Consider the following 21,404-nt stretch of genomic DNA (forward strand, 5'->3'; position numbering starts at 1 on the left):
GAGTCCTATTAGTTTCCCTGCTTACCTTGAGGGGCGCGACCGTAGAGTTTAGTGAGGATTTTTAAGCGATCGCTTAATTCGTCTTTTAATGTGGCGGAATCATAGCGCCACGCCCAATTTCCCTCAGCAATGCTAGGAAAATTCATTCGCGCCTCATTACCCAAGCCCAAAATATCTTGTAAGGGAATAATGGCTTGATTTGCTACAGAACTCAAAGCTAGGCGAATTAAATCCCAGTGGATACCTTCAGGGCTAACAGAACCCAAATAAAGTAATAGATTGTTTTTCTCGTAGTCGTTGGCTGTGTTAAACCAGCCTACGGTTGTATCATTATCATGAGTTCCCGTATAAACTACAAAATTACGGCTGTAGTTGAAAGGTAAAAATGGATTTCCAGGGTCAGAACCAAAAGCAAACTGCAAAACCTTCATCCCTGGAAATTCGTATTTGTCCCGTAACGCTTCCACCTCTGGAGTGATTACCCCCAAATCTTCGGCTAAAACAGGTAATTTCCCCAGTTTTTGCTTAATTGCATCGAATAGTTCTTCCCCTGGTGCTGTCACCCATTCACCATTCATAGCTGTTTCCTCACCTTGGGGTACAGTCCAGAAAGCCTCAAACCCTCGGAAATGGTCGATACGTATCACATCAACGTAATCCAGCATTGCCTCAAAACGCTGTACCCACCATTTAAAGTCTTGTTTTTGTAATTCCTCCCAGTTGTAAACCGGATTGCCCCACAACTGACCAGTAGCACTAAAATAATCTGGTGGGACACCCGCCATCAGCGCAACTTCCCCAGTTTCTTCATCAAGGCAAAATATATCGGGATTTGCCCAGACATCAGCACTATCATGGGCTACGTAAATCGGGATATCACCAATAATTTCGATCCCCTTCATATTGGCGTAACTTTTCAATTCTGACCACTGACGGAAAAATTCGTACTGAATGAACTTGTAATAAAAAATCTCATCCGTCAATTGACGCTGTACCTTCTCCAATACGTCTGCTTCTCGCTTTGCTAGTGCTGGTTCCCAAGTGTGCCAACTAGAGCTATCATTAGTATCCTTCAGAGCCATGAATAAGGCGTAATCATCTAGCCAATAGCCTTTAGTTTCACAAAACCCCGCGAACCCCTTTTGTTGCAGGGGTGATGCTTTAGTTTTGAAATTTTCACAAGCTTTTTTGAGGAGTTGAATCTTGATTGGTGCAGCCTGCTCAAAATCTACTTTTTCGTGGGGAAAATTTGGGAGATTGGCAAAATCTTCGTCAGATAGCAAACCTTCATCTAGTAATTTTTCTGGGCTAATCAGCAGATGATTCCCCGCCAAAGCTGAGTACGACATATAAGGAGAATTACCGTATCCAGTGGGGCCTAAGGGTAAGACTTGCCAATATTGTTGATAGCTTTTTTCCAGAAAATCAATAAATTTGTAAGCTTCTAAACCTAAGTCTCCAATGCCAAATCGGCTAGGAAACGAGGTAGGATGCAGTAGAACACCGCTTGATCTAATAAAAGGCATATTTTACTTCAAATACAGGAGGGAGCGATCGCCTACGGTGGGTCATAGCCAACCGCATCGAATTTATCACGCTAACGCCACCTTGGAAAGCTATCTGTAGATAGGAGAGTGGGGGAAACTAATGAGTAATAACAATTCTACAGACGTGATTAATCGCGTCTTTGACAACTGACTAATGACTAATGACTATTGACTATTGAAAATGAATTATAGAAATCCTACACCTACGGTTGATATCATCATTGAGTTGGTAGATAGACCACATAGACCGATAGTATTAATTGAGCGACATAATCAGCCTTTCGGTTGGGCGCTTCCTGGGGGTTTTGTGGATTATGGGGAAGCGGTGGAAGTAGCGGCGCGGCGGGAAGCGGAAGAAGAAACAGGTTTACAGGTGGAGTTAGTTGAACAGTTGTTAGTGTATTCTGATCCCAGCCGTGACCCGCGTCAGCACACAATTAGTATTGTATTTTTGGCAACAGCAACGGGAGAACCAAAAGCGGGGGATGATGCTAAAGGTGTAGGCGTTTTTGAGTCTTGGCTTGTACCTAGTAATTTATGTTTTGACCACGATCGCATTTTGCGGGATTATTGGCGTTATCGACATTATGGGATTCGTCCCAGGTTGGGCTAAACAAAGCGAAATTTGTCTGCAACCAATCGTCAAAAGCTGACACTGAGACTTCCAAATTCCCAAACTTAAGGCGTAATCATATCTATGGCTCATCAAGTTATCCGTACAGATAAAGCACCTGCACCAGTGGGACCTTATAATCAAGCGATCGCCGCTTCCGGTAAATTACTATTCTTAGCTGGACAAATTGCCCTTGATCCCAATACTGGTACAGTTGTGGGTGAGGGAGATGTAAAACAGCAAACAGAACAAGTATTCGCTAATATCCAAGCAATCTTACAAGCTGCTGGGATCAAATTTTCTAATGTGGTCAAGACAACTGTATTCCTAGCAGATATGAATGATTTTGCTGCGGTGAATGCAGTTTACGCCAAGTATTTTGAGGAAACCACCGCGCCGGCGCGTGCTTGTGTAGAGGTGTCACGCTTGCCAAAAGATGTATTGGTAGAAATTGAGTGTATTGCTGTGATTCCTGAAAGATAATTCAAAAATCCCCGACTTTTCCAAAAAATCGGGGATTTCAATCTTTGTTCTGATTTTAGTTATGCTTTTGGTGAGCGATCTTCATACCCTTATAGAACAACAGAAAAGGTAGGGCAGATCATATTCATGCTCAATAAATGGTTGATTCTTTAAGAAACCATTTCTGGTGTGTCAAAAATTTTAACTTGGTTTTTTGGTCTAAATAAAACTTGTGCCAAAACGCTTGGATGGAAAAATGCGGTTGGCGGCTTGAGAAAATGTATAACTTCTATGAAAACTTGGTAAACTTGGGGATTTTCACTAGCAGTCTGCATGACTTGATCAAGATACCAGTGCATCAATCGCGTGATTAAACTTGGTTTTCCTCCTTCAGTCGTTGACCAGCGAAAATCATCACTAGTAGCCATCATCCAAGGGACTTCGTTGATTTTAGCTAACTGCTTTTGAAAGCGCCGCGCCAAGCCTGTTAAATTTTTATGAGAACGCCATTGATTTTGTTGCCCAAGGCATTTATCCAAAGTTAAAGCACCTATAGTAGCAACGGTCATACCTTGACCATAGACAGGATTGAAGGCGCAAACAGCATCACCCAAAACGACAAAATTTTCTGGTAATTTGGTTAGCTGTTCATAGTGACACCAGCGATTTTCTGTACGCTGATAGCCATAAATCGGCGATATGGGCTGACCATGTTTAATGGCTTCGTAAACTACTGGACTTACTAGGCTTTGAGTAAATTCTAAAAAACCAGCTTCATCAGTAGGTGGGTAGTCTCGACCTACGCCTATGAGAGAGACCATCCAGCGATCGCCCTCGACTTGATAGAGTGTAGCACCCCTACTATGATTAGGAGCTTGAGGCATGACATACAAGGCTTTACAGTTTACAGCATCACTGCTCAATGACTCATATAAACGCGTAGCATACCCTAAAAAAGAATTAATCACAGTTTCTTTGGGCTTTTCATAACCCAAACTTTGCAACCATTCTGGTGTTTTAGAACTACGTCCTGAAGCATCTACTACTAATTGAGCCTGTAACTCTGCTTTAGAACCGCTGGCATCCTTAATTTGCACTCCAGTGACAGCAGTGTTATTCTCGTTACCCAATAAACTTGTAACTTGGGTCTTTTCGAGAAATTTTACAGAGTCATTATGAGTTAGACGCTGACGAAGCACACTTTCTAGAAGATTGCGACTGCAAGCACGGGTTGTAATCCCAGAAGGAAAACGAGGACTCCAACGACCCAATAAAAGCAACGGACAATCTGCTGTCCAATCCGTTAAAGGTGATCCCTTGTCTGCTAATTCGTCCTTCAAACCTGGAAATAGCTGTTCTAAAATGAGTTGCCCTTGGGTTAGTAGAACATGGCTTTGATGGGATTGGGGTACACCTTGACGGGCTGCTGGCGTTTCGGGATGGCGATCGCGTTCAATAACTGTTACTTGGTCAAAATGTTTGGTTAATACCTGTGCTGTTACCAAACCAGCTATACCACTACCAATAACAATGGCGCGAGTCTGATGGTTTTCAATCTTATCTATGTTGGATACATTCATAAAATCGATTTTTTCACAAGTAATCTTAAAATTACCTATTACCCACTAGCAATTACCAACCCCAAAAGAAATCACAAGTGTTTAAAGCGATATGGCACTGCCAATTTCTTTTAAAGCTTGCAGTAATTGTATAATCTCTTCCACAGAATTGTAGTGTACCAACCCCAGGCGCAATAAACCGCCATCATTTTCTATACCTAGTTTCTCAGTCAGATTCAAGGCATAGAAGTTACCATGCCAGGAGAAAATACCGCGATCGCCTAATGTCCTCGCAATGCTTTCTGGGCTTTTACCTTGGAGTCGAATTGCTACCGTTGGTGTCCGCCAAGCAAAGCGTTCTGGATCTGTGATGCCATATATAGTTAAGCCAGGAATTTCTAGCAACCCGGAAATTAGTTTATGGCTCAATTCTCTTTCGTATTGCTGAATCGCTGACATGGCTGCAACTAAAGCTGCCCGACGACTGTGATAAGCTGATGCCAATGTGGATGATGGTTGTTCTGGTGAAGTTAGAAACCGGGGACATTGGAAATGTTCCAAACCTTCCTTATCAGCCTCAATCAACGCCGAAACTAACTCTTGGTTAATTTTCGGGGAGACATGACAACCTAATTTTGCCAAATAGTTAATAGCCGCGACTAAACCCGCTAATCCTTCATGATTCAAGGTTCCGGTTTCCCAACGGGATGGGACTTCATTGGGTGCTGGTTTGACTTTATAAGGTTGCAGATTGGTAAGATGTTCCCGCTTACCATACAAAATCCCAACGTGGGGGCCGAAGAATTTGTATGCAGAACAGGCGAGAAAATCACACCCCAAAGCATGAACATTTATCGTTCCATGAGGGGCATAATGAACTGCATCGACAAACACCAAAGCGCCTACAGCATGGGCTAATTTGACAATAGCGGCAATATCGTTAATTGTCCCCACAGCATTGGAAGCATAAGTGACGGCTACTAACTTGGTGCGGGAATTGATTTGCTGCTCCAAATCATTCATATCTAAGGTGCAATCATCAACTTTGACATCCACATAACGAATAACTGCACCTTGTTCTGCCAATGCTTCCCAAGAGGAAACATTAGCCGAATGGTCAAGCCGTGTCACAATAATTTCATCACCTGGTTGCAGCGTCCGTCCAATAGCGCGACTCAAACTAAAGGTGAGCGTCGTCATATTAGCGCCGAACACCACCTCATCACTGTGACAACCCAAAAAATCAGCGATCGCCGTTCTTGCTGCAATAATTAAAGCATCCGTCCGCGCGCTAGTAGCAAAAGCCCCGTGAGCATTAGCATTTGACCTAACTAAATAGTCACTGATAGCATCTAAAACAGACCCAGGTACTTGTGTACCACCGGGGCCATCAAAAAATATAGCTGGTTGTCCGTTAATTTTTTGTGTAAGCGCCGGAAACTGCCCACGTATCCATTTCAAGTCTAAAGCTTCCATCTCAGACTCCTTATGATGGTGTTGACATACACCTTAGCTTAGTTGTAGTGGTGTAGGGGTGTGGGGGTGTAAGGGAATAGGGGTGTAAGAGAAGTAACTAATGACAACTGACAACTGACAACCGACAACTGACAACTGACAAATTTCAAAAAGGATATTTATGTCTTCTCTGTCCCAAGCTGTGTCTATTCATGATGTCCGTCAATTGGGTATTAACCTGAATCATTGGTATGTAGTTGCACGTAGTCAGGAAGTCACAAATAAACCTTTGGGAGTGACACTTTGGCATCAGGCGATCGCACTTTATCGAGATAGCGAAGGACAAATACACGCCCTAGAAGACCGTTGCCCACATCGCCAAGTTAAACTTAGTCACGGTCAAGTTATCGGCAATGAGTTGGAATGTGCTTATCATGGTTGGCGCTTGAATCATCATGGTGAATGTGCAGCCGTTCCATACTTAGCAGAGAATCAGAAACTACCAAACTGCAAAATTCGCCATTATCCAGTCAAAGAACAAGACGGTTTTATTTGGTTATTCCCTGGTGATGGAGAACCATCTATAGAGCCAATGGGTTTACCAGAGTGGGATCATTTAAATTACATTGCTAGTGTTGCCATTATTAATTGTCAGGCACATTATTCTTATTTAATTGAAAACCTGATGGATATGTATCATGGACATTTACATCAGGATTTACAAGCTTGGGCGCAAGCAGAATTACAAGATATTGAGGAAACCGATGAACGTGTAGATGCTCATTATCAAGCCCAAAGTTATTACAAAATAGATAAAATCTGGTCTATCTCCCAATTATTTTTCCCAGCTTTGCGCCGCTTACATCCTGAACCCCTTGATGTGAGTTACATTTATCCCCACTGGATGTCTACATTAGGAAAAGATTTTAAAATTTACTGTTTATTGTGTCCGATAAATGAGACACAAACCAAAGCTTATTTAATTCATTTCACATCTTTAAACGCTTTTTGGCGCTTGCACAAATTGCCTGTATGGTTTCGTCGCTTTGTCAAAGATAGTTTGTTTGGTGCAGCCCAGAAATTCCTCGATGGGTTGGTGGTTAAAGATGTGCAGATGATTGAAGAAGAACAGCAAGCTTATTTACAAAATCCCCAAAGGCGCAATTATGAGTTGAATCGGGCTTTAGTTAGCGTACAGAGGTTGATGAAAAATCAAGCATCATAAGGTTCCGAGATAATTTTGGCATTGAGCAGGGTAAAAATTCTATCAAGTTCTAATATTCCTGCCAATTCTGCATCTTCCTCTGAGGTTAGCAGTCCGGCTTTTTTCTTCTCAGACAATTCTTCTAGTCGAGATTGTAATTCTTCAGTAAATTTAAATAAATATATATTTCTAACTTGACTGAGTTTGATTCCAGATTCTACCCAGAATGAGGGTAGAACCATCATTCGAGTAATCATAAGCTTCTGTCTGGTTTAATTAGGCGGACTGGTGATATTGTAACAGCGAATTCTGCCTGCGTTACTTGAGTTATGAATATCGCAGTCCCATCTGACTTATGAAAAATATCACAGACTCTCATGTTCTAGAATCGAGCGATCGCACACAATAGAAATTGACATCCTCCCCGCCGTGAACGGTCGGGGATTCCTAAGCCTCACGACTTAGGTTTCTGTTTCTGTCCCTTTCGGCTACGCTCAAGGCAAGCCTTACGGGTTTTTTGCAACTGCCCTTGAGACTTAAGTCTGTCAGGTCTTATGTTCGCTCCACAGACTGAAACTGCGAGTCCCGCAGCCAAAATATTCTTACTGGCGTTGATGTCTCGGTCGTGGTGTGCCTGACATTTAGGGCAATCCCACTCTCGTACATTCAATGGCAGTTTTTCAACGATATGCCCACAATTGCCACATCGCTTAGAACTCGGAAACCATCGGTCAATCTTGATGAGAGTGCGACCATACCAATCGCACTTATACTCAAGTTGCCTGACCAACTCGCCCCAACTGGCATCACTAATTGAAAAAGCGAGTTTTTTGTTTTTAACCATATTCTTCACAGACAAATCTTCAACTGCGATCAATTGGTTTTCTCGAACCAGTCTGGTTGTCAATTTGTGAAGAAAATCATGACGAGCATCACTAACTTCTGTATGAACTTTAGCGACCTTCATCCTTGCTTTGTGACGATTGTTAGATCCTTTTTGTTTACGGCTCAAAGCTTTTTGCGCTTTACGCAATTTCGCTTTTTTTGCTTTAAAGCTTTTGGGATTACTAATCTTTTCGCCTGTACTCAATGCAACTAAGCTAGTGATACCCAAGTCAACGCCAACTTGAGTTAAAGATTCAGGTAATTTTTGAATTTCGACATCTACCAACATTGAAACAGTCCAGCGTCCAGAGGGCGATAGTTTTACCGTAATAGTAGATGGTTCTATACCTTGAGGTAGCTGTTGGCTCCAACGAATGTCTAACGCTGTAGGACTTTTAGCCAGAAATATTTGCCCATCTCTAAACTTAAACGCTGATGAAGTAAATTCAGCATTGCCACCATTATGCTTTTTCTTGAAGTTGGGGTATTTAGTCCGACCTGCAAAGAAGTTGCTAAATGCCGTTTGTAGATGTCGTAAACTTTGCTGTAATGGCACACTGCTAACGTCATTAAGAAATTGCAAGTCTTCTTGCTTCTTCCAACTAGTCAGCATTGCTGAAGTTTCAATGTACCCGACTCGTTCTTGATGCTCATACCATGCCTGCGTTCTTGCAGAAAGGGCAAGGTTGTAAACTAAACGAGTACATCCCATTGTTCTTCTGAGCAAGGTTTCTTGCTCAGGAGTTGGATAGAATCGGTACTTGAATGCTTTTTGTGTCATGCTTACATTTTACTAGACATTCTGTAAGAAATCCAAATTAATTAAATCCGTGCTACAAGCACGGGGTTTTAAACCCATTTTTCTGATAAAACCCACAATGAACCAGGTAGACTACCTCCGCATTAGCTTAATAGATCGCTGCAATTTCCGTTGTCAGTACTGTATGCCAGAGGGGTCAGAGTTAGACTATATCCTCAAGCAACAATTATTGACTGATGAGGAATTGCTCACTTTAGTTCAAGAAGTATTTATTCCTGTTGGTTTTAGACAATTTCGCTTAACTGGGGGAGAACCTTTATTACGCCCCCGTGTTGTGGATTTGGTCGGGGCGATCGCTTCTTTACCCCAAACCCAAGACCTCTCCATGACGACTAACGGCTTTTTACTCGCACCCATCGCCCAAAATCTCTACGATGCTGGTTTACGGCGCATCAATATCAGCTTAGATTCCCTCGATCCCCATATATTTGACCAGATTATCGGCAGTCATGGACGTTCTCGCTGGCAACAAGTTTGGGATGGTATTCAAGCTGCCCATCGTGTAGGCTTCGATCCATTGAAACTAAATGTAGTGGTAATTCCTGGTGTCAATGACCACGAAATTCTCGATTTAGCCGCCTTAACAATTGATAAACAATGGCACGTCCGGTTTATTGAATTTATGCCCATTGGTAACGGAGAGTTATTTGGCGATCGCGGTTGGGTATCTTCATCTCAATTACGCCAACAAATCCGCGATCGCTGGGGCTTGACAGATGCTCAAGTTCGTGGTTCTGGCCCGGCGGATGTCTTCCAAATCCCTGGAGCCAAAGGCACACTAGGATTTATCAGCCAAATGTCAGAATGTTTTTGCGATCGTTGTAACCGGATGCGTCTCAGTGCCGATGGCTGGTTACGCCCTTGCTTATTAAACGAAACAGGTCAACTCGATCTAAAAACATCTCTACGCTCTGGTGTGAGTATCCACCAGTTACGAGAACAGGTGAGACATTTATTAGCAATCAAGCCAGAAATTAACTATAAAGGGCGTGATTCAGGTACTACAGGAGCCTACAGCCGCACAATGTCACAAATCGGAGGGTAAGCAGAGATAATTTGATTAAACAGGAGAGATGATCATGGTCAACAGCCTTAAAGAACTAATTGATGAGCCAGAGTTGGGTCATAATGACGACCCAGAGGAACGCTTTATCAGCAGTGGAGTGAGTTGGGAAAACTATGAATCCCTACTAGCCAAACTAGAAAACAACTCTCATTACCGTGTTACTTACTTAGATGAAATATTAGAGATAGTGTCGCCATCAATCAGACATGAAAAAATCAAAACGAATTTAGGGATGCTATTAGAGCGTTTCTTTTACAGCAAGCGCCTTCGTTTTGTACCTCTGGGAAGTTCTACTTTTAAAAACAAAGCCAAAAAAGTAGGTGTAGAACCAGATGAGTCTTACTGCATAGGTGAAGAGAAAAAAGTACCCGACTTAGCCATAGAGGTAGTTGTTACTAGTGGCAGTATAAATAAACTAGAAATTTACCGAAGACTGGGAGTTACAGAAGTCTGGTTTTGGGAGAAAAACCAGTTTAAGTTGTACCATCTACGGAACAATTCCGACAACGAGCAAGCCACTGTTTACCCTGAAACTTATGGGTATGAACTGATAGTCACCAGTGAAATACTGCCAGAATTAGACATTTCTTTATTAGAGCAATGCCTTTCAATTTCAGATTCAATTCAAGCTGTTGATGAATTTGAGCAGGGTTTGAAAGCAGCCGAAGAACGAAACAAATAACCTTTTGAAGTGATGAGTTCCGCATCATAATTTCTACACCTACATCCCTAAACCCCGAATTTCTTCAAGCAATACTGCCTCGCTTCCTTGCTTCTTTGTAAGAAGTCCCGACATTTTTCAAGCCAGCTTTAATCATTTGTTTTTCCAGTAGGGCAAAGAAACGGGTTTTATCACTACCCCTGACTACTGCTTGATTATGTGCTTCGGCGATCGCCACTGGATAACCATATCCTTTCTGCACCTGTGCCAACATTAGCCCTAAAGCTTGGTCAAACATCTCTGTATCTTCAGCTACCCATGCAGGTACTTCTATCCGCGCAATTTCTGTACCAACATGGACGTAGCAAAAGTATATAGCTTGGTCTTCATAAAGGTCTAAAATCCGGGCATTACTCCGCCACAATGGCCCCCGTTGTCCGGGTTGTAATTGAGTTGTCCACAATGCCGTATCCCGCAAAGGGTCAAACACCTTGCATGGGACTTTTTCTAGTTGATTTGGGCAGTAACTAGCGCAATCGGGCGCAGGATGAGGACAGGCCATCAAACGTAAAAAATTCACCGCTTCCACATTACGAGAGGCGCTCACATAACCCATCAAAGGAATTTTGGCAGCACGCATTTGCTGCCAGGCTTCCAATATGGGGGGTAAAATGCAGTTACGTGCATCTACGGGTAACTGTTCCAAAAACCAGTAAATTAAGGAACCATCCACCATTGCCAGAGTAGGGGGAGATGAAGAAGCCCCCGTATCATGGACACTACAAGCCAACTCCGCTAAAACGATCGCCTCGCTAGCAGTGCGCCGGAAACTCATCCATTCTTCAGTCCTAATTCCCCACTGACGGGACGCATATAAATCTTCTGGACGGTAAAACACCTCTGGCAAACTGTCCAATATAGGGTAGCGATTTTGTCCGTAGTGTAAAACTACCCTACCGATATTCAACAGATAACAATAAGCAATTTCGTGGTGACTGGGGGCAATTTGCGAACCATCAGTAGCAATGACAGAATGCACCTTGGGAGGCGTGGGAATATCTAAGCAAGAGTTGAGCGGCTCCAGGGGTGTAGCATTAGCAAAGAGAATGCGATCGCGCCACTTTTCCTGACGTTCAATTAAATCTTGTTGACAATCAAAAGCTTTTTTCAGATTTTGCTGCGCCAATTCTAAACGCTGGCGACTAGCCACAGCCTCCAGTGATAGATGCTGACTTAAACCCTGCATTTGTCGCGCTAATTTCGTCAGGTCAAGCATATTTTAGTCATTGGTCAGTTGTCGGTTGTCAATAGTCAATAGTCAATAGTTATTCTTCTTTGCTACCTCTGCTCCCCTGCTCCCCTGCTCCCCTATACCCCTATACCCTTACACCCCTATACCCACCCAGGAAAATCTTTAGCGAACTGAGACAAGGATAACAGTTGAATTCGCGGATCGTTTTGGGCTGCTTTTCGCTCTGATTGGGTATTATAGCCCCAGTCTGCCAAGAAAAGCTTGACATCTTCAAGGTCTGTTTGCTGTTGAACTAATTGCAATGTTTTGATTCTGTCTTCTACAAACCATAAACTCACAGGTTTATGATCTGCTGCTTGAATTAACTCACGGAGAATTTCATACTTAGGACGCTTGACTTCTTTACCAAAAATTGAGTCTCGTGGTAAATCTACTCCTTCCTGATGCAACAACTGCTCTACAAAGCGTCCTTCTTTGGTAGTGACTATATATAACTTGACTTCACTGGCAACGGTGATTTTCAGTTTTTCAATTACACCCTGATAAAATCTATGCAGACTCAGCCAACCATCTAAATCATTAGCAATCCACTGATCACGCAAGGCATCTAATTTCGTCGCAATTTCTTTTGCTTGTAGCTTGTCATCTAACAAAATCTTGGGAGTAATGCTTGTCCATTCCTGAAGAATCTGGTCATCAGAATTTCCATCTACCAAAGCTTTAATTAAGACAGGCATTTCCCAGCCTGTTTCGATTACAGGCCGGAGTCGATAGAACCTCAAAGCCAAATCATCTGGTGGTATATCGTCAGCAGGCGACCAAAGTTGACAGTAGGTCCGCCAAGCTACTTCAAAGTATTCGATTAGTCCGTCGCAAATTACCCCATCAAAATCCAGGGCTAAAATTGTAGGATTACTTGCGGTCATTTTTCAGAAAATAAATACTGCTTTTGCCAGCTTAACTGATTCAGTATTGGTTTTTTGTAATCACAGAAGCGATCAGCCACCCATACACCCCCACACCCCTAAAAGATTGAGTTTCCACCCTTAGCACTGTTGTAAAATAGACAATAGATGGATTCGGGGGGCCAGTAAACTGGTCGAAACGCCTATAGAAACTATTTTCGGTAATCTTCAGGGTTTAAAGTCCAGTCAGCTGAAACAACTACAGCGACTGTACCACCAGCGCATACCAGGCGATCGCATCACTACGCCTGAGTTTTCCCAGCGTCTGGCAGCAATTAGCACGGAAATTAACCTACCTGTGTGTGCCTATGTCAACCGTCGCGGACAAGTGATTCGTGTTGGTGTAGGCACACCACGTCAAACGCAAATTCCGCCAATGGAATTGCCGCGTTATGGTGCAGAACGTCTGAGTGGTATTCGTTGCATTGCTACCCATCTTAAGACAGAACCGCCCAATGAAGCGGCGCTGACGGCGATGGCAATGCAGCGTTTAGATGCCTTAGTAGTGATAAATATTACCGGGACTGGCTTTACACGACGCGGTGGTGGAGCCACAGGATACGTTAAAGAAGCATACTTAGCGCACCTAGTCCCTCAAGATGCCCGTGCTTTGATTCCTAGTGCAGCGATCGCACCATTAAATAATGGTCAATCTACCAGTTGGACTATATCACCACCATTGGACTTAGATGATCTCGGACAGCAAGATTTCATCGACTTGGTGGAAGGGCTAGAAGCAGAGTTCCGTCGGGAGTTCATCGCCGAGGAAGTAGACGCTGATCATGACCGTGTATTGATCGTGGGTGTCATGACCGATAATATGTCACTCCAACAATTCCACGATACCTTGGTGGAATTGGCACGGTTAGTAGATACAGCCGGTGGAGATGTATTACAGACAGTGCAACAAAAGCGATCGCGCATTCATCCTCAAACCGTCATTGGTGAAGGTAAAGTCCAAGAAGTTGCCCTCACAGCCCAAACATTGGGATGTAACCTCGTCGTTTTTGACCGCGACCTCTCACCCTCCCAAATCCGCAACTTAGAAGCACAAATTGGTCTCCGCGTCGTTGACCGCACCGAAGTTATCTTAGATATCTTTGCTCAACGCGCCCAATCTCGCGCCGGTAAATTACAAGTTGAACTGGCGCAACTAGAATATATGCTGCCCAGACTCACCGGCAGAGGTCAAGCAATGTCTCGACTAGGGGGTGGTATTGGGACTCGTGGTCCTGGTGAAACCAAACTAGAAACCGAACGCCGGGCCATTCAAAAACGTATTTCTCGACTGCAACAAGAAGTTGACCAATTACAAGCCCACCGTTCACGGTTAAGACAACGGCGACAACATCGGGAAGTTCCTTCAGTAGCTTTAGTTGGTTATACCAACGCTGGTAAATCCACCTTATTAAATGCCTTGACCAATGCTGAAGTTTACACCGCAGACCAGTTATTCGCCACCCTTGACCCCACCACGCGCCGCCTAGTTATTCCCCATGCAGAAACTGGAGAACCCCAAGGAATTCTGATTACAGACACAGTAGGGTTTATCCACGAATTACCTGCATCATTAATGGATGCTTTCCGCGCCACCTTGGAAGAAGTAACAGAAGCCGATGCCTTACTACACCTAGTAGATTTATCTCATCCTGCGTGGTTGAGTCACATTCGCGCAGTCCGGGAAATATTGGCACAAATGCCAGTTACTCCCGGCCCAGCCTTGGTTGCTTTTAACAAAATCGACCAAGTCGATAGCACCACTCTAGCTTTAGCCCAAGAAGAGTTTCCTTTAGCCGTATTTATTTCTGCCAGTCAACGTTTGGGGTTAGAGACCTTGCGTCTGCGGCTAAGTCTCCTAATTCAATATGCTGTTGACTCTCAGTAAATATCTAGTTCTTTCCATGTGAAAAAGCAGGGGGAAATCTTCTCCCTGCTTCTTAATAAATCTCTTAATGTAAGTTAATCGGTATATTTCATACCAGCCAGCAAAAATACAGTTTATAACTACATTAAGCATCTACCATCAGTACCAAAGTTCTAAAATTAGTTATGAGATCATGTTGAGGACATTATGGCTGCCACAGTAGAAATTTACACTTGGAGAACTTGCCCTTTTTGCATTCGAGCGAAAAATCTGCTGAATAACAAGGGTGTTGAGTTTGTCGAATACAGCATTGATGGTGATGAGGAAGCGCGGGATAAAATGGCTCAGAGAGCTAATGGCAGACGCTCATTACCACAAATTTTCATCAACGATCGCCATGTAGGTGGTTGTGATGATATCCACGCTCTTGAACGTCAAGGCCAACTTGATGAGTTATTAGCAATCTAAATAATAGCCTTTAGATGCTGAAGCAATAGGATTACGCCTTTTTCCTCAATAGTATTTGTCAATCTGTCAGGATATCGGGGGATAATTTATCTGAGAATTTCCTGGCGTTGAGGCAAAAGGCGTGAAACTGGCTTTTATTATAGATCCCATCCATCAGTTAGACCCATGCCATGATACCAGCGTGGCGCTGATGGAAGCAGCGCAAATTTTAGGACATGAAGTTTGGGTAACTCAGGCTAATTGGTTGAGTGTAGTAGACAGCAAAGCTTGGGCTATATTGCAGCAGGTAGAACTTGTACCAGTGCAGTTGGTAGATGGACGATGGGTTGCAGCAAATCCTTGGTATAAATTAAATGCTCGTTCCCTCAATTCTTTGGAAACGATGGATGCTGTATTTATGCGGACAGATCCACCCGTAAACGATGCCTATCTTTACGCTACCTATGTTCTGGATTACGTTGACCAGCAGAAAACTTTGGTCATTAACAATCCCAATGGTATCCGTAAGGCAAATGAAAAAATGTATGCCCTGCAATTTACCAAGGCAATTCCCGAAACCATCGTCAGTGCAGATAAAGATTTTATCCGGCAATTTGTCGAAGCAAAAGGCGCTACTATCCTCAAACCCTTGGGTAACAAAGCTGGGGAAGGGATTTTATTTCTACAAGCAGGCGATCGCAATTTTAACTCTATCGTCGAACTCAGCACCCAGCAAGGCAGATTACCAGTAATGGTACAAACTTATCTATCAGAGGCCAAAGAGGGAGATAAGCGGATCATTTTACTTAATGGTGAACCCATTGGCGCTCTCAACCGTTTGGCAAGTGGCAGTGATTTTCGTAATAACATGGCCACTGGTGGAACGGTCGCAAAAACCGAAATTACCCCACGAGAACAAGAAATTTGCGGCGATTTGGCTGCAAATTTACGCCAAGATGGGTTAGTCTTTGTGGGTATTGATGTGATTGGTGGCTATCTCACAGAAGTTAACGTCACTAGCCCAACTGGGATACGGGAAATCGACCGACTAGATGGTACTCGCCTGGCTAATCAAGTAATTCAATGGGTGGAAAAAAACCTACAAATTCAAAATTAAAGACAGGTAATTACAGGAAAACTACATGAAGAGGACGTGAACATTTCTCTTTTCAGTCTCCCTCCTGTATATCACAAGTACACACTTGGGCTTAAAAGTCAACAAACTACCGCCCAAGTGTATTCTGTTTTTGAATAGTAGCAATTTATTTGTAACAGCAACAAGATTTACCGGAGGTAAAAAATATACCTCTGAACTTGAAAATTAGCAGTTTTTATACAGCATTTAGCCTGACTAGAGACTACAAATTTTAAATAATCTCAAATCTAAAACCGCTTAATTCTTTGGTGGCCGCCGTCTCTGGAGAAAATCAGGGATATCCAATCCAGATTTCTCTTTTGGTTCGGGAGTAGGTGCAGGGGAATTATTTGGTGGCGTTTGTGTGGGTGTCCGTCTTGGGGGAGCAGATACAACTCTCGCATTAGCAGCGTTTTGCTGGGGAGCAGCTTGTATTTCTCCAGTAAATCCAGTAGCAATAACGGTAATTCGCACCTCTCCTTGCAACCTATCATCAATCACAGCACCAAAAATAATGTTGGCGTTGGGATCAACTACTTCATAAATTGTTTCTGCGGCAGCATTTACTTCATGTAGAGTGAGGTCACTACCACCAGTGATGTTAAAAACAACACCTCTAGCACCTTCGATAGAACATTCTAGCAGTGGTGAGGATATAGCAGCGATCGCAGCTTCTCTGGCTCTAGATTTTCCTGAACTCACACCAATACCCATCAATGCTGATCCCGCATCCGCCATCACAGCCCGCACATCAGCAAAGTCTACATTTACCAACCCAGGAATAGTAATTATGTCAGAAATGCCTTGTACCCCTTGACGTAGTACATCATCTGCATAACGAAACGCTTCTTGGACTGGTGTTTGTTCTGGAATCACTTCCAATAATTTATTGTTAGGAATAATAATTAAAGTATCAACTCTACTTTTTAGCCCCTCAATTCCTTGTTCTGCTTGACTAGTCCGACGACGACCTTCAAAAACGAAAGGACGTGTCACCACCCCAACCGTAAGCGCGCCCATTTCCTTTGCCACTTCCGCAACAATTGGTGCAGCACCAGTACCAGTACCACCTCCCATCCCAGCGGTGATAAATACTAAATCAGCACCTTCTAAAGCTGTAGCAATTTCATCCCGTGATTCTTCAGCCGCTTTTTGACCAATTGCAGGATTACCACCTGCACCTAAACCTCGTGTGAGTTTCTGCCCGATCTGTAAACGACTAGGAGCGCCTGCTAGTGTCAAAGCTTGAGCATCAGTATTAATTGACCAAAACTCTACACCAGAGACATCAGATTCAATCATGCGGTTAACTGCATTACCACCACCACCGCCAACACCAATTACTTTGATATTGGCAACGCGCCCAGGAACAATCTCGCCAATCCGGTTATTTTCCACAGAAATCTTCTTGCTGTCGTTATTTTGTCCAAAATTCAGCCCAGAGTGATTGAAAGGGTTGCTTGAGTTCACTGCCAGTGAGAAACCTGGCTGTCCCAACGATTGGGAATTTCTATAGGTAAGCTCTTGGTTATTATCAAGTGTCATTGGATTCGGGAAGGTAGATAAACGACTTTTTTAGGTGTTACACATCTAGGAGTCAACTATATAAGTTTGACAGCACTAAAAATTTTGGCCCTGTTCTTGATTGTTATCACTACTGCCAACCTTAACAAGATTGTAAGTGTGAAAGTCTGCTATGAGACCAAACACCAACATTTGGACTGGGCTTTGCCTTACCTTAGATGTTGGATGAGCATACCCAGGAGATAGTGTTTGGCTCACCATAGGTGAATGCACAGCTAATTCTAGAGAAGTATACATACATTTACTTAAAATTGATCTGTATAACTTCCACAACTTATTAATATTTTCTCTACATGGCAATTTTTGCATAGTATACCCTTGGGATGCAGGAGACACAGCTAATACTTCTGTTGATGATTTTGATGAGTTATTCATCTGGTTACTAACTGTGTTTGTCTTCTGAGAAGAAGCTTTAAATACTGAACGCATTTTGTATATTTTGTTATTTATTTTATTGTCACCACTGAGAATTTGAGGTATTTACTCTGGGATAATTAGTTCTAACGGCTAACTCTATGCAATTAAACATACACTTAATAAAAATACAATAAATTAAATAACTCATAGTTCTCAGCAGTTCACCTCATGCGAGAAATATATGCTATTGCAAGTCTTCACTGCCTTAATAATATAGTTGATAGGTTTCAAAATTGGGGATAATTACAACTCTAACCATACAATTAGACTTTCCATAAGGCATCCCATTTAGATTTTGTTGGTGAAGCCGTTACCATCCCCTACATACACAAGTACCTATAGCTATGCCACACTGCGCCAACAGAAATCAAAGTAGGCTCCTATCTGTATTATTTATTTATGCACAAATCTAAAGATAACAAAGGAAGAAAAATTCGACTGATCAATTAATTTGTTACTTTTTGTGACCAAACAGAAACTTAATAGCGATACTATCTAAGGCTATCAAGCTGTCCAGCCGTCAAGTCAATCAATTTGAATATCTACTACAGACTGAACAATCACCACTGGAAACTTACTACACTGTGACAGCAACTGTCCAGAAATTATCTTTGTTCCTAAGTTCTGAGCTTCTGCAAGGGAGCTTTTTACAATTACTATGCAAAGCATAGAGCAAACAATAATATTTTTTTACAGAATAAAATAAAATTAATTAATATATAAGGAATTTTTGACACATTGTTATGGAGTTTGATTTTTAGTTGTCTCTTTATTTTGGATCATATGTACTAAAGGCGATTCAGGATTTTTTAGATCAATATAGTCTATCTCCGAAGGATTTAGTTTTGTATTGATGTGGCGTAATTGTGCTAATAAATTAATCTGATCAGCTAACTGAGTGCTTGTCGCACCAAGATAAACTCTTCCTAATTCAGTTTTCAAAATTAAGTTATTTGGGTCTTGGTAATCAATTTCCGTAATTTTTATGGAACTTTGGCTGACATAGGGATATAGTTTACTCCAGTAGGGAGCGTATTGTTCTGGTAGTCCAATTACCTTAAGGGTAGGGAGTTTGAATTGAGGATTCACTAGTGTATATTTTTCTAGAGGAATCCAAACTCCATTGGCATCAATTAAACCTGTGTTTGTTTGTTTGTTACTAGTACTATTAGATTGTTCTCTGCTCCTCTGAGCCACTGCGACAGGTATTCTTTCTTCGATTTCGATAATTAAACCTGGTGGAAAAAGACGACGACTGACAGTTGCTTGAGCAATGGTTGGTTGTTTCTTCAAAGAGTCAGCGATCGCCGCAGGTTGAATTCGCCATAAAGACTGAGGATAAGATAAAACCAGCAAAGACTTGATCGCTTCTTGCGACAGTAATTGATTGTCAGATTTCATCAACACTTGCTCAGGAGTTTTCAGTACCCATATTGGTTGGAGTGCGACCCAAAGCAACCCACCTGCCAGTCCACTAATGGCTATAGTTTGCCAAATAGCTTGAATAATTTTCATCTGACGTTGCCGACGTAATTTTTTACGACGTTGAGCTAATTCCTTTTGGCTAACCGACGCTATACCAGGCATCAATACCTCTTTTTTGGCTCCAAGTTAAATTCCTTCACTAGGCTTGTGTGTATTGGTTAATTTCAGCAGCGCTGCTGGAATTAACGAGCTAGTAACACTTTACAGCAAGCACATCAGAATCATGGCATAAGTTCCATATATCTTGCCAGAAAAAAGTTATCAAAAACAACAACATACCCTTGTGGTGACTGTTTCATCTTTACTATTTTGCTGTAAGTAGCCATGAAAAAAAAGTCACAGCATTTGTAGTTAATTCAAACAAAATTCAGCAATAGTACTTATACATAATCACTCCTATTGAGAGAAAATTAGTATATAAAAAGACAAAAAGACAAGCATCTACTATTTGGAATGGGAAATACAATTAATTTGTCACGCTTCTACAAGGCATGTAACCCTAGCTACACCTTAAACATGGGTGTGATGCTTGATCGCCAGTACTACATTGATTTTGCTAACGTACGTGGTTGCAAAATTGTGGAAGAACTGCAACGTACTATTAGCCGTATTTCTCCTGATGAACCCACCTGCCAACTATTTACAGGTCATATTGGTTGTGGAAAATCAACAGAATTACAACGCCTCAAGACAGAGTTAGAAACAGCAGGATTTCATGTAGTTTATTTCGAGTCTAGTCAAGACCTAGACATGGCAGATATTGACGTTAGTGATATTTTGTTGAGTGTAGCTCGTCAAGTCTGTGTGAGTTTGGAAGCCATTGGTATCAAACTTAAGCCTGGTTACTTTAATAACTTGTTTAAAGAAATAGGAGATTTTTTACAAGCTCCTATAGAGCTTTCTGGTGAGGCGGAGTTTTCTTTAGGAATTGCCAAAATTACCGCCAAAACTAAAGATAGCACCCAATTACGTAATCAACTCAGACAGTATTTGGAACCTCGCACTAATAACATTTTGCAAGCGATTAATGAGGAAATCTTAGAAAAAGCCGTAGAACAGCTAAAGCGGCGGGGTCAAAAAGGGTTAGTAGTAATCGTCGATAATTTAGATCGAGTAGATATGCGTCCTGTTGCCTCTGGACGGACACAACCAGAATATCTTTTTATTGACAGGGGCGAACAGTTACGTAGGCTCAAATGTCATGTAGTCTATACAATCCCCCTAGCATTAATTTTTTCCAGTGAGTATGAAACCCTCAAAAATCGCTTAGGTGGCGGTATTGCACCAAAGGTATTGCCAATGGTACTAGTTCGACAACGAGATGGTAGTGATTACGAACCAGGGATGTCACTCCTGCGTCAGCTAGTACTGGCAAGAGCCTTTCCAGAAGTTGCTAGTCAAGAAAGACAACAACTCATTACAGAGTTATTTGAGCAAACAGAAACCTTAGATCGTTTATGCCGTGTTAGTGGTGGTCACATTCGTAACTTATTAGGCCTACTATACAGTTGCCTCCAGCGACAAGATCCACCTTTTTCGAGAGATTGCTTGGAAGCGGTTATTAAAGATTACCGCGATGATTTGCTGTTGGCGATTGATGAATGTCAATGGGAATTATTGTTTGATGTCATGCAACAACAAAGTGTTAAGGGTGAATCTGATTATCAAAGTTTACTCAGAAGTATGTATTTGTTTGAATATCGTGATCCTGTGGGACGTTGGTTTGGCATTAGTCCAGCTCTGGCAGAGACAGAAAAGGTTTTAGCTTGGCGAGAATCGAAGTAAAACCAATAAAGTCCCAAATAATCCTGAATTCCCATTTAAATGAATCGGGAATTATGCGAATTTTTGAAAATTGAATGCCAAAGACTTAAAAAAGTATTACAGCATTTCCTTCTCTGCTGAGGTACTGAGTACACCACTAATAAAATTGGGCAATCTCTGCGCCACTCCGCGTTTAAAAACATTAGTTCTGTACCTCAC

At 42.2% G+C, this 21,404-nt stretch carries 19 protein-coding genes; 9 read left to right on the forward strand and 10 right to left on the reverse strand.

What is annotated here, in order from left to right; all coding sequences use genetic code 11:
* Nucleotides 1–8: 8 nt before the first annotated feature.
* Nucleotides 9–1,526: a 4-alpha-glucanotransferase gene (gene malQ, locus GSQ19_RS14385; protein ID WP_011318624.1), complete on the reverse strand. Its 1,518-nt coding sequence runs from the start codon at nucleotides 1,524–1,526 to the stop codon at nucleotides 9–11.
* 202 nt (nucleotides 1,527–1,728) lie between these two features.
* Here malQ and GSQ19_RS14390 point away from each other — a divergent pair, with 202 nt between their 5' ends.
* Nucleotides 1,729–2,160, forward strand: coding sequence for an NUDIX domain-containing protein (locus GSQ19_RS14390; protein WP_011318625.1), 432 nt, complete (start codon nucleotides 1,729–1,731; stop codon nucleotides 2,158–2,160).
* 84 nt (nucleotides 2,161–2,244) lie between these two features.
* Nucleotides 2,245–2,643: a RidA family protein gene (locus GSQ19_RS14395; protein WP_011318626.1), complete on the forward strand. Its 399-nt coding sequence runs from the start codon at nucleotides 2,245–2,247 to the stop codon at nucleotides 2,641–2,643.
* A gap of 149 nt (nucleotides 2,644–2,792) precedes the next feature.
* Here the strand turns inward: GSQ19_RS14395 and GSQ19_RS14400 are convergent, their stop codons facing one another.
* Together GSQ19_RS14400 and GSQ19_RS14405 are read right to left on the reverse strand one after the other, a co-directional pair.
* Nucleotides 2,793–4,202 carry an FAD-dependent oxidoreductase gene (locus tag GSQ19_RS14400; protein ID WP_011318627.1) on the reverse strand — a complete coding sequence of 470 codons (1,410 nt, stop codon included), beginning with the start codon at nucleotides 4,200–4,202 and terminating at the stop codon, nucleotides 2,793–2,795.
* An 81-nt stretch (nucleotides 4,203–4,283) separates the two neighbouring features.
* The gene (locus tag GSQ19_RS14405; RefSeq protein WP_011318628.1) at nucleotides 4,284–5,657 is read right to left on the reverse strand and encodes a cysteine desulfurase-like protein; all 1,374 of its coding nucleotides are present in this window, start codon (nucleotides 5,655–5,657) and stop codon (nucleotides 4,284–4,286) included.
* A 160-nt stretch (nucleotides 5,658–5,817) separates the two neighbouring features.
* On the opposite strand from GSQ19_RS14405, the gene GSQ19_RS14410 reads away from it, so the two are divergent.
* Nucleotides 5,818–6,861, forward strand: a complete 1,044-nt coding sequence (locus GSQ19_RS14410; RefSeq protein ID WP_011318629.1) for an aromatic ring-hydroxylating dioxygenase subunit alpha — start codon at nucleotides 5,818–5,820, stop codon at nucleotides 6,859–6,861.
* On the opposite strand, the gene GSQ19_RS14415 is transcribed toward GSQ19_RS14410, so the two are convergent.
* Nucleotides 6,849–7,097 carry a hypothetical protein gene (locus GSQ19_RS14415; RefSeq protein ID WP_011318630.1) on the reverse strand — a complete coding sequence of 83 codons (249 nt, stop codon included), beginning with the start codon at nucleotides 7,095–7,097 and terminating at the stop codon, nucleotides 6,849–6,851. The genes GSQ19_RS14410 and GSQ19_RS14415 overlap by 13 nt on opposite strands.
* A 197-nt stretch (nucleotides 7,098–7,294) precedes the next feature.
* Nucleotides 7,295–8,506: an RNA-guided endonuclease InsQ/TnpB family protein gene (locus GSQ19_RS14420; RefSeq protein ID WP_011318631.1), complete on the reverse strand. Its 1,212-nt coding sequence runs from the start codon at nucleotides 8,504–8,506 to the stop codon at nucleotides 7,295–7,297.
* Nucleotides 8,507–8,603: 97 nt separating this feature from the next.
* Between GSQ19_RS14420 and moaA the strand changes: the two genes are divergently transcribed.
* Together moaA and GSQ19_RS14430 are read left to right on the forward strand one after the other, a co-directional pair.
* Nucleotides 8,604–9,590 (forward strand): GTP 3',8-cyclase MoaA, encoded by a 987-nt coding sequence (moaA, locus tag GSQ19_RS14425; protein WP_011318632.1) that lies wholly within the window; start codon nucleotides 8,604–8,606, stop codon nucleotides 9,588–9,590.
* Between the two features lie 34 nt (nucleotides 9,591–9,624).
* Complete coding sequence (locus GSQ19_RS14430; RefSeq protein WP_011318633.1) at nucleotides 9,625–10,293, forward strand: Uma2 family endonuclease; 669 nt, start codon at nucleotides 9,625–9,627, stop codon at nucleotides 10,291–10,293.
* 64 nt (nucleotides 10,294–10,357) lie between these two features.
* On the opposite strand, the gene GSQ19_RS14435 is transcribed toward GSQ19_RS14430, so the two are convergent.
* On the reverse strand, nucleotides 10,358–11,548 hold the full coding sequence (locus GSQ19_RS14435; protein ID WP_011318634.1) for a DNA double-strand break repair nuclease NurA: 1,191 nt from the start codon (nucleotides 11,546–11,548) through the stop codon (nucleotides 10,358–10,360).
* 116 nt (nucleotides 11,549–11,664) lie between these two features.
* On the reverse strand, nucleotides 11,665–12,450 hold the full coding sequence (locus GSQ19_RS14440) for an HAD family hydrolase (protein WP_011318635.1): 786 nt from the start codon (nucleotides 12,448–12,450) through the stop codon (nucleotides 11,665–11,667).
* 184 nt (nucleotides 12,451–12,634) lie between these two features.
* Between GSQ19_RS14440 and hflX the strand changes: the two genes are divergently transcribed.
* The 3 genes from hflX to gshB all read left to right on the forward strand — a co-directional run bounded on the left by hflX (nucleotide 12,635) and on the right by gshB (nucleotide 15,917).
* Nucleotides 12,635–14,374 carry a GTPase HflX gene (hflX, locus tag GSQ19_RS14445; protein ID WP_185478754.1) on the forward strand — a complete coding sequence of 580 codons (1,740 nt, stop codon included), beginning with the start codon at nucleotides 12,635–12,637 and terminating at the stop codon, nucleotides 14,372–14,374.
* Between the two features lie 186 nt (nucleotides 14,375–14,560).
* Complete coding sequence (gene grxC / locus GSQ19_RS14450) at nucleotides 14,561–14,821, forward strand: glutaredoxin 3 (protein ID WP_011318637.1); 261 nt, start codon at nucleotides 14,561–14,563, stop codon at nucleotides 14,819–14,821.
* Between the two features lie 121 nt (nucleotides 14,822–14,942).
* On the forward strand, nucleotides 14,943–15,917 hold the full coding sequence (gshB, locus tag GSQ19_RS14455) for a glutathione synthase (protein ID WP_011318638.1): 975 nt from the start codon (nucleotides 14,943–14,945) through the stop codon (nucleotides 15,915–15,917).
* Between the two features lie 276 nt (nucleotides 15,918–16,193).
* Here gshB and ftsZ read toward each other — a convergent pair whose 3' ends face one another.
* The 3 genes from ftsZ to GSQ19_RS14470 form a co-directional block, all read right to left on the reverse strand.
* Nucleotides 16,194–17,480, reverse strand: a complete 1,287-nt coding sequence (ftsZ, locus tag GSQ19_RS14460) for a cell division protein FtsZ (protein ID WP_011318639.1) — start codon at nucleotides 17,478–17,480, stop codon at nucleotides 16,194–16,196.
* 75 nt (nucleotides 17,481–17,555) lie between these two features.
* Complete coding sequence (locus GSQ19_RS14465) at nucleotides 17,556–17,894, reverse strand: hypothetical protein (RefSeq protein ID WP_158647766.1); 339 nt, start codon at nucleotides 17,892–17,894, stop codon at nucleotides 17,556–17,558.
* A 783-nt stretch (nucleotides 17,895–18,677) separates the two neighbouring features.
* The gene (locus GSQ19_RS14470) at nucleotides 18,678–19,523 is read right to left on the reverse strand and encodes a cell division protein FtsQ/DivIB (protein WP_011318641.1); all 846 of its coding nucleotides are present in this window, start codon (nucleotides 19,521–19,523) and stop codon (nucleotides 18,678–18,680) included.
* A 351-nt stretch (nucleotides 19,524–19,874) separates the two neighbouring features.
* On the opposite strand from GSQ19_RS14470, the gene GSQ19_RS14475 reads away from it, so the two are divergent.
* Entirely contained in the window at nucleotides 19,875–21,206 is a 1,332-nt protein-coding gene (locus GSQ19_RS14475; RefSeq protein WP_011318642.1) for an ATP-binding protein, read from the forward strand.
* Nucleotides 21,207–21,404 lie beyond the last annotated feature (198 nt).

This window comes from Trichormus variabilis 0441, assembly GCF_009856605.1.
GTDB classification, from domain to species: domain Bacteria; phylum Cyanobacteriota; class Cyanobacteriia; order Cyanobacteriales; family Nostocaceae; genus Trichormus; species Trichormus variabilis.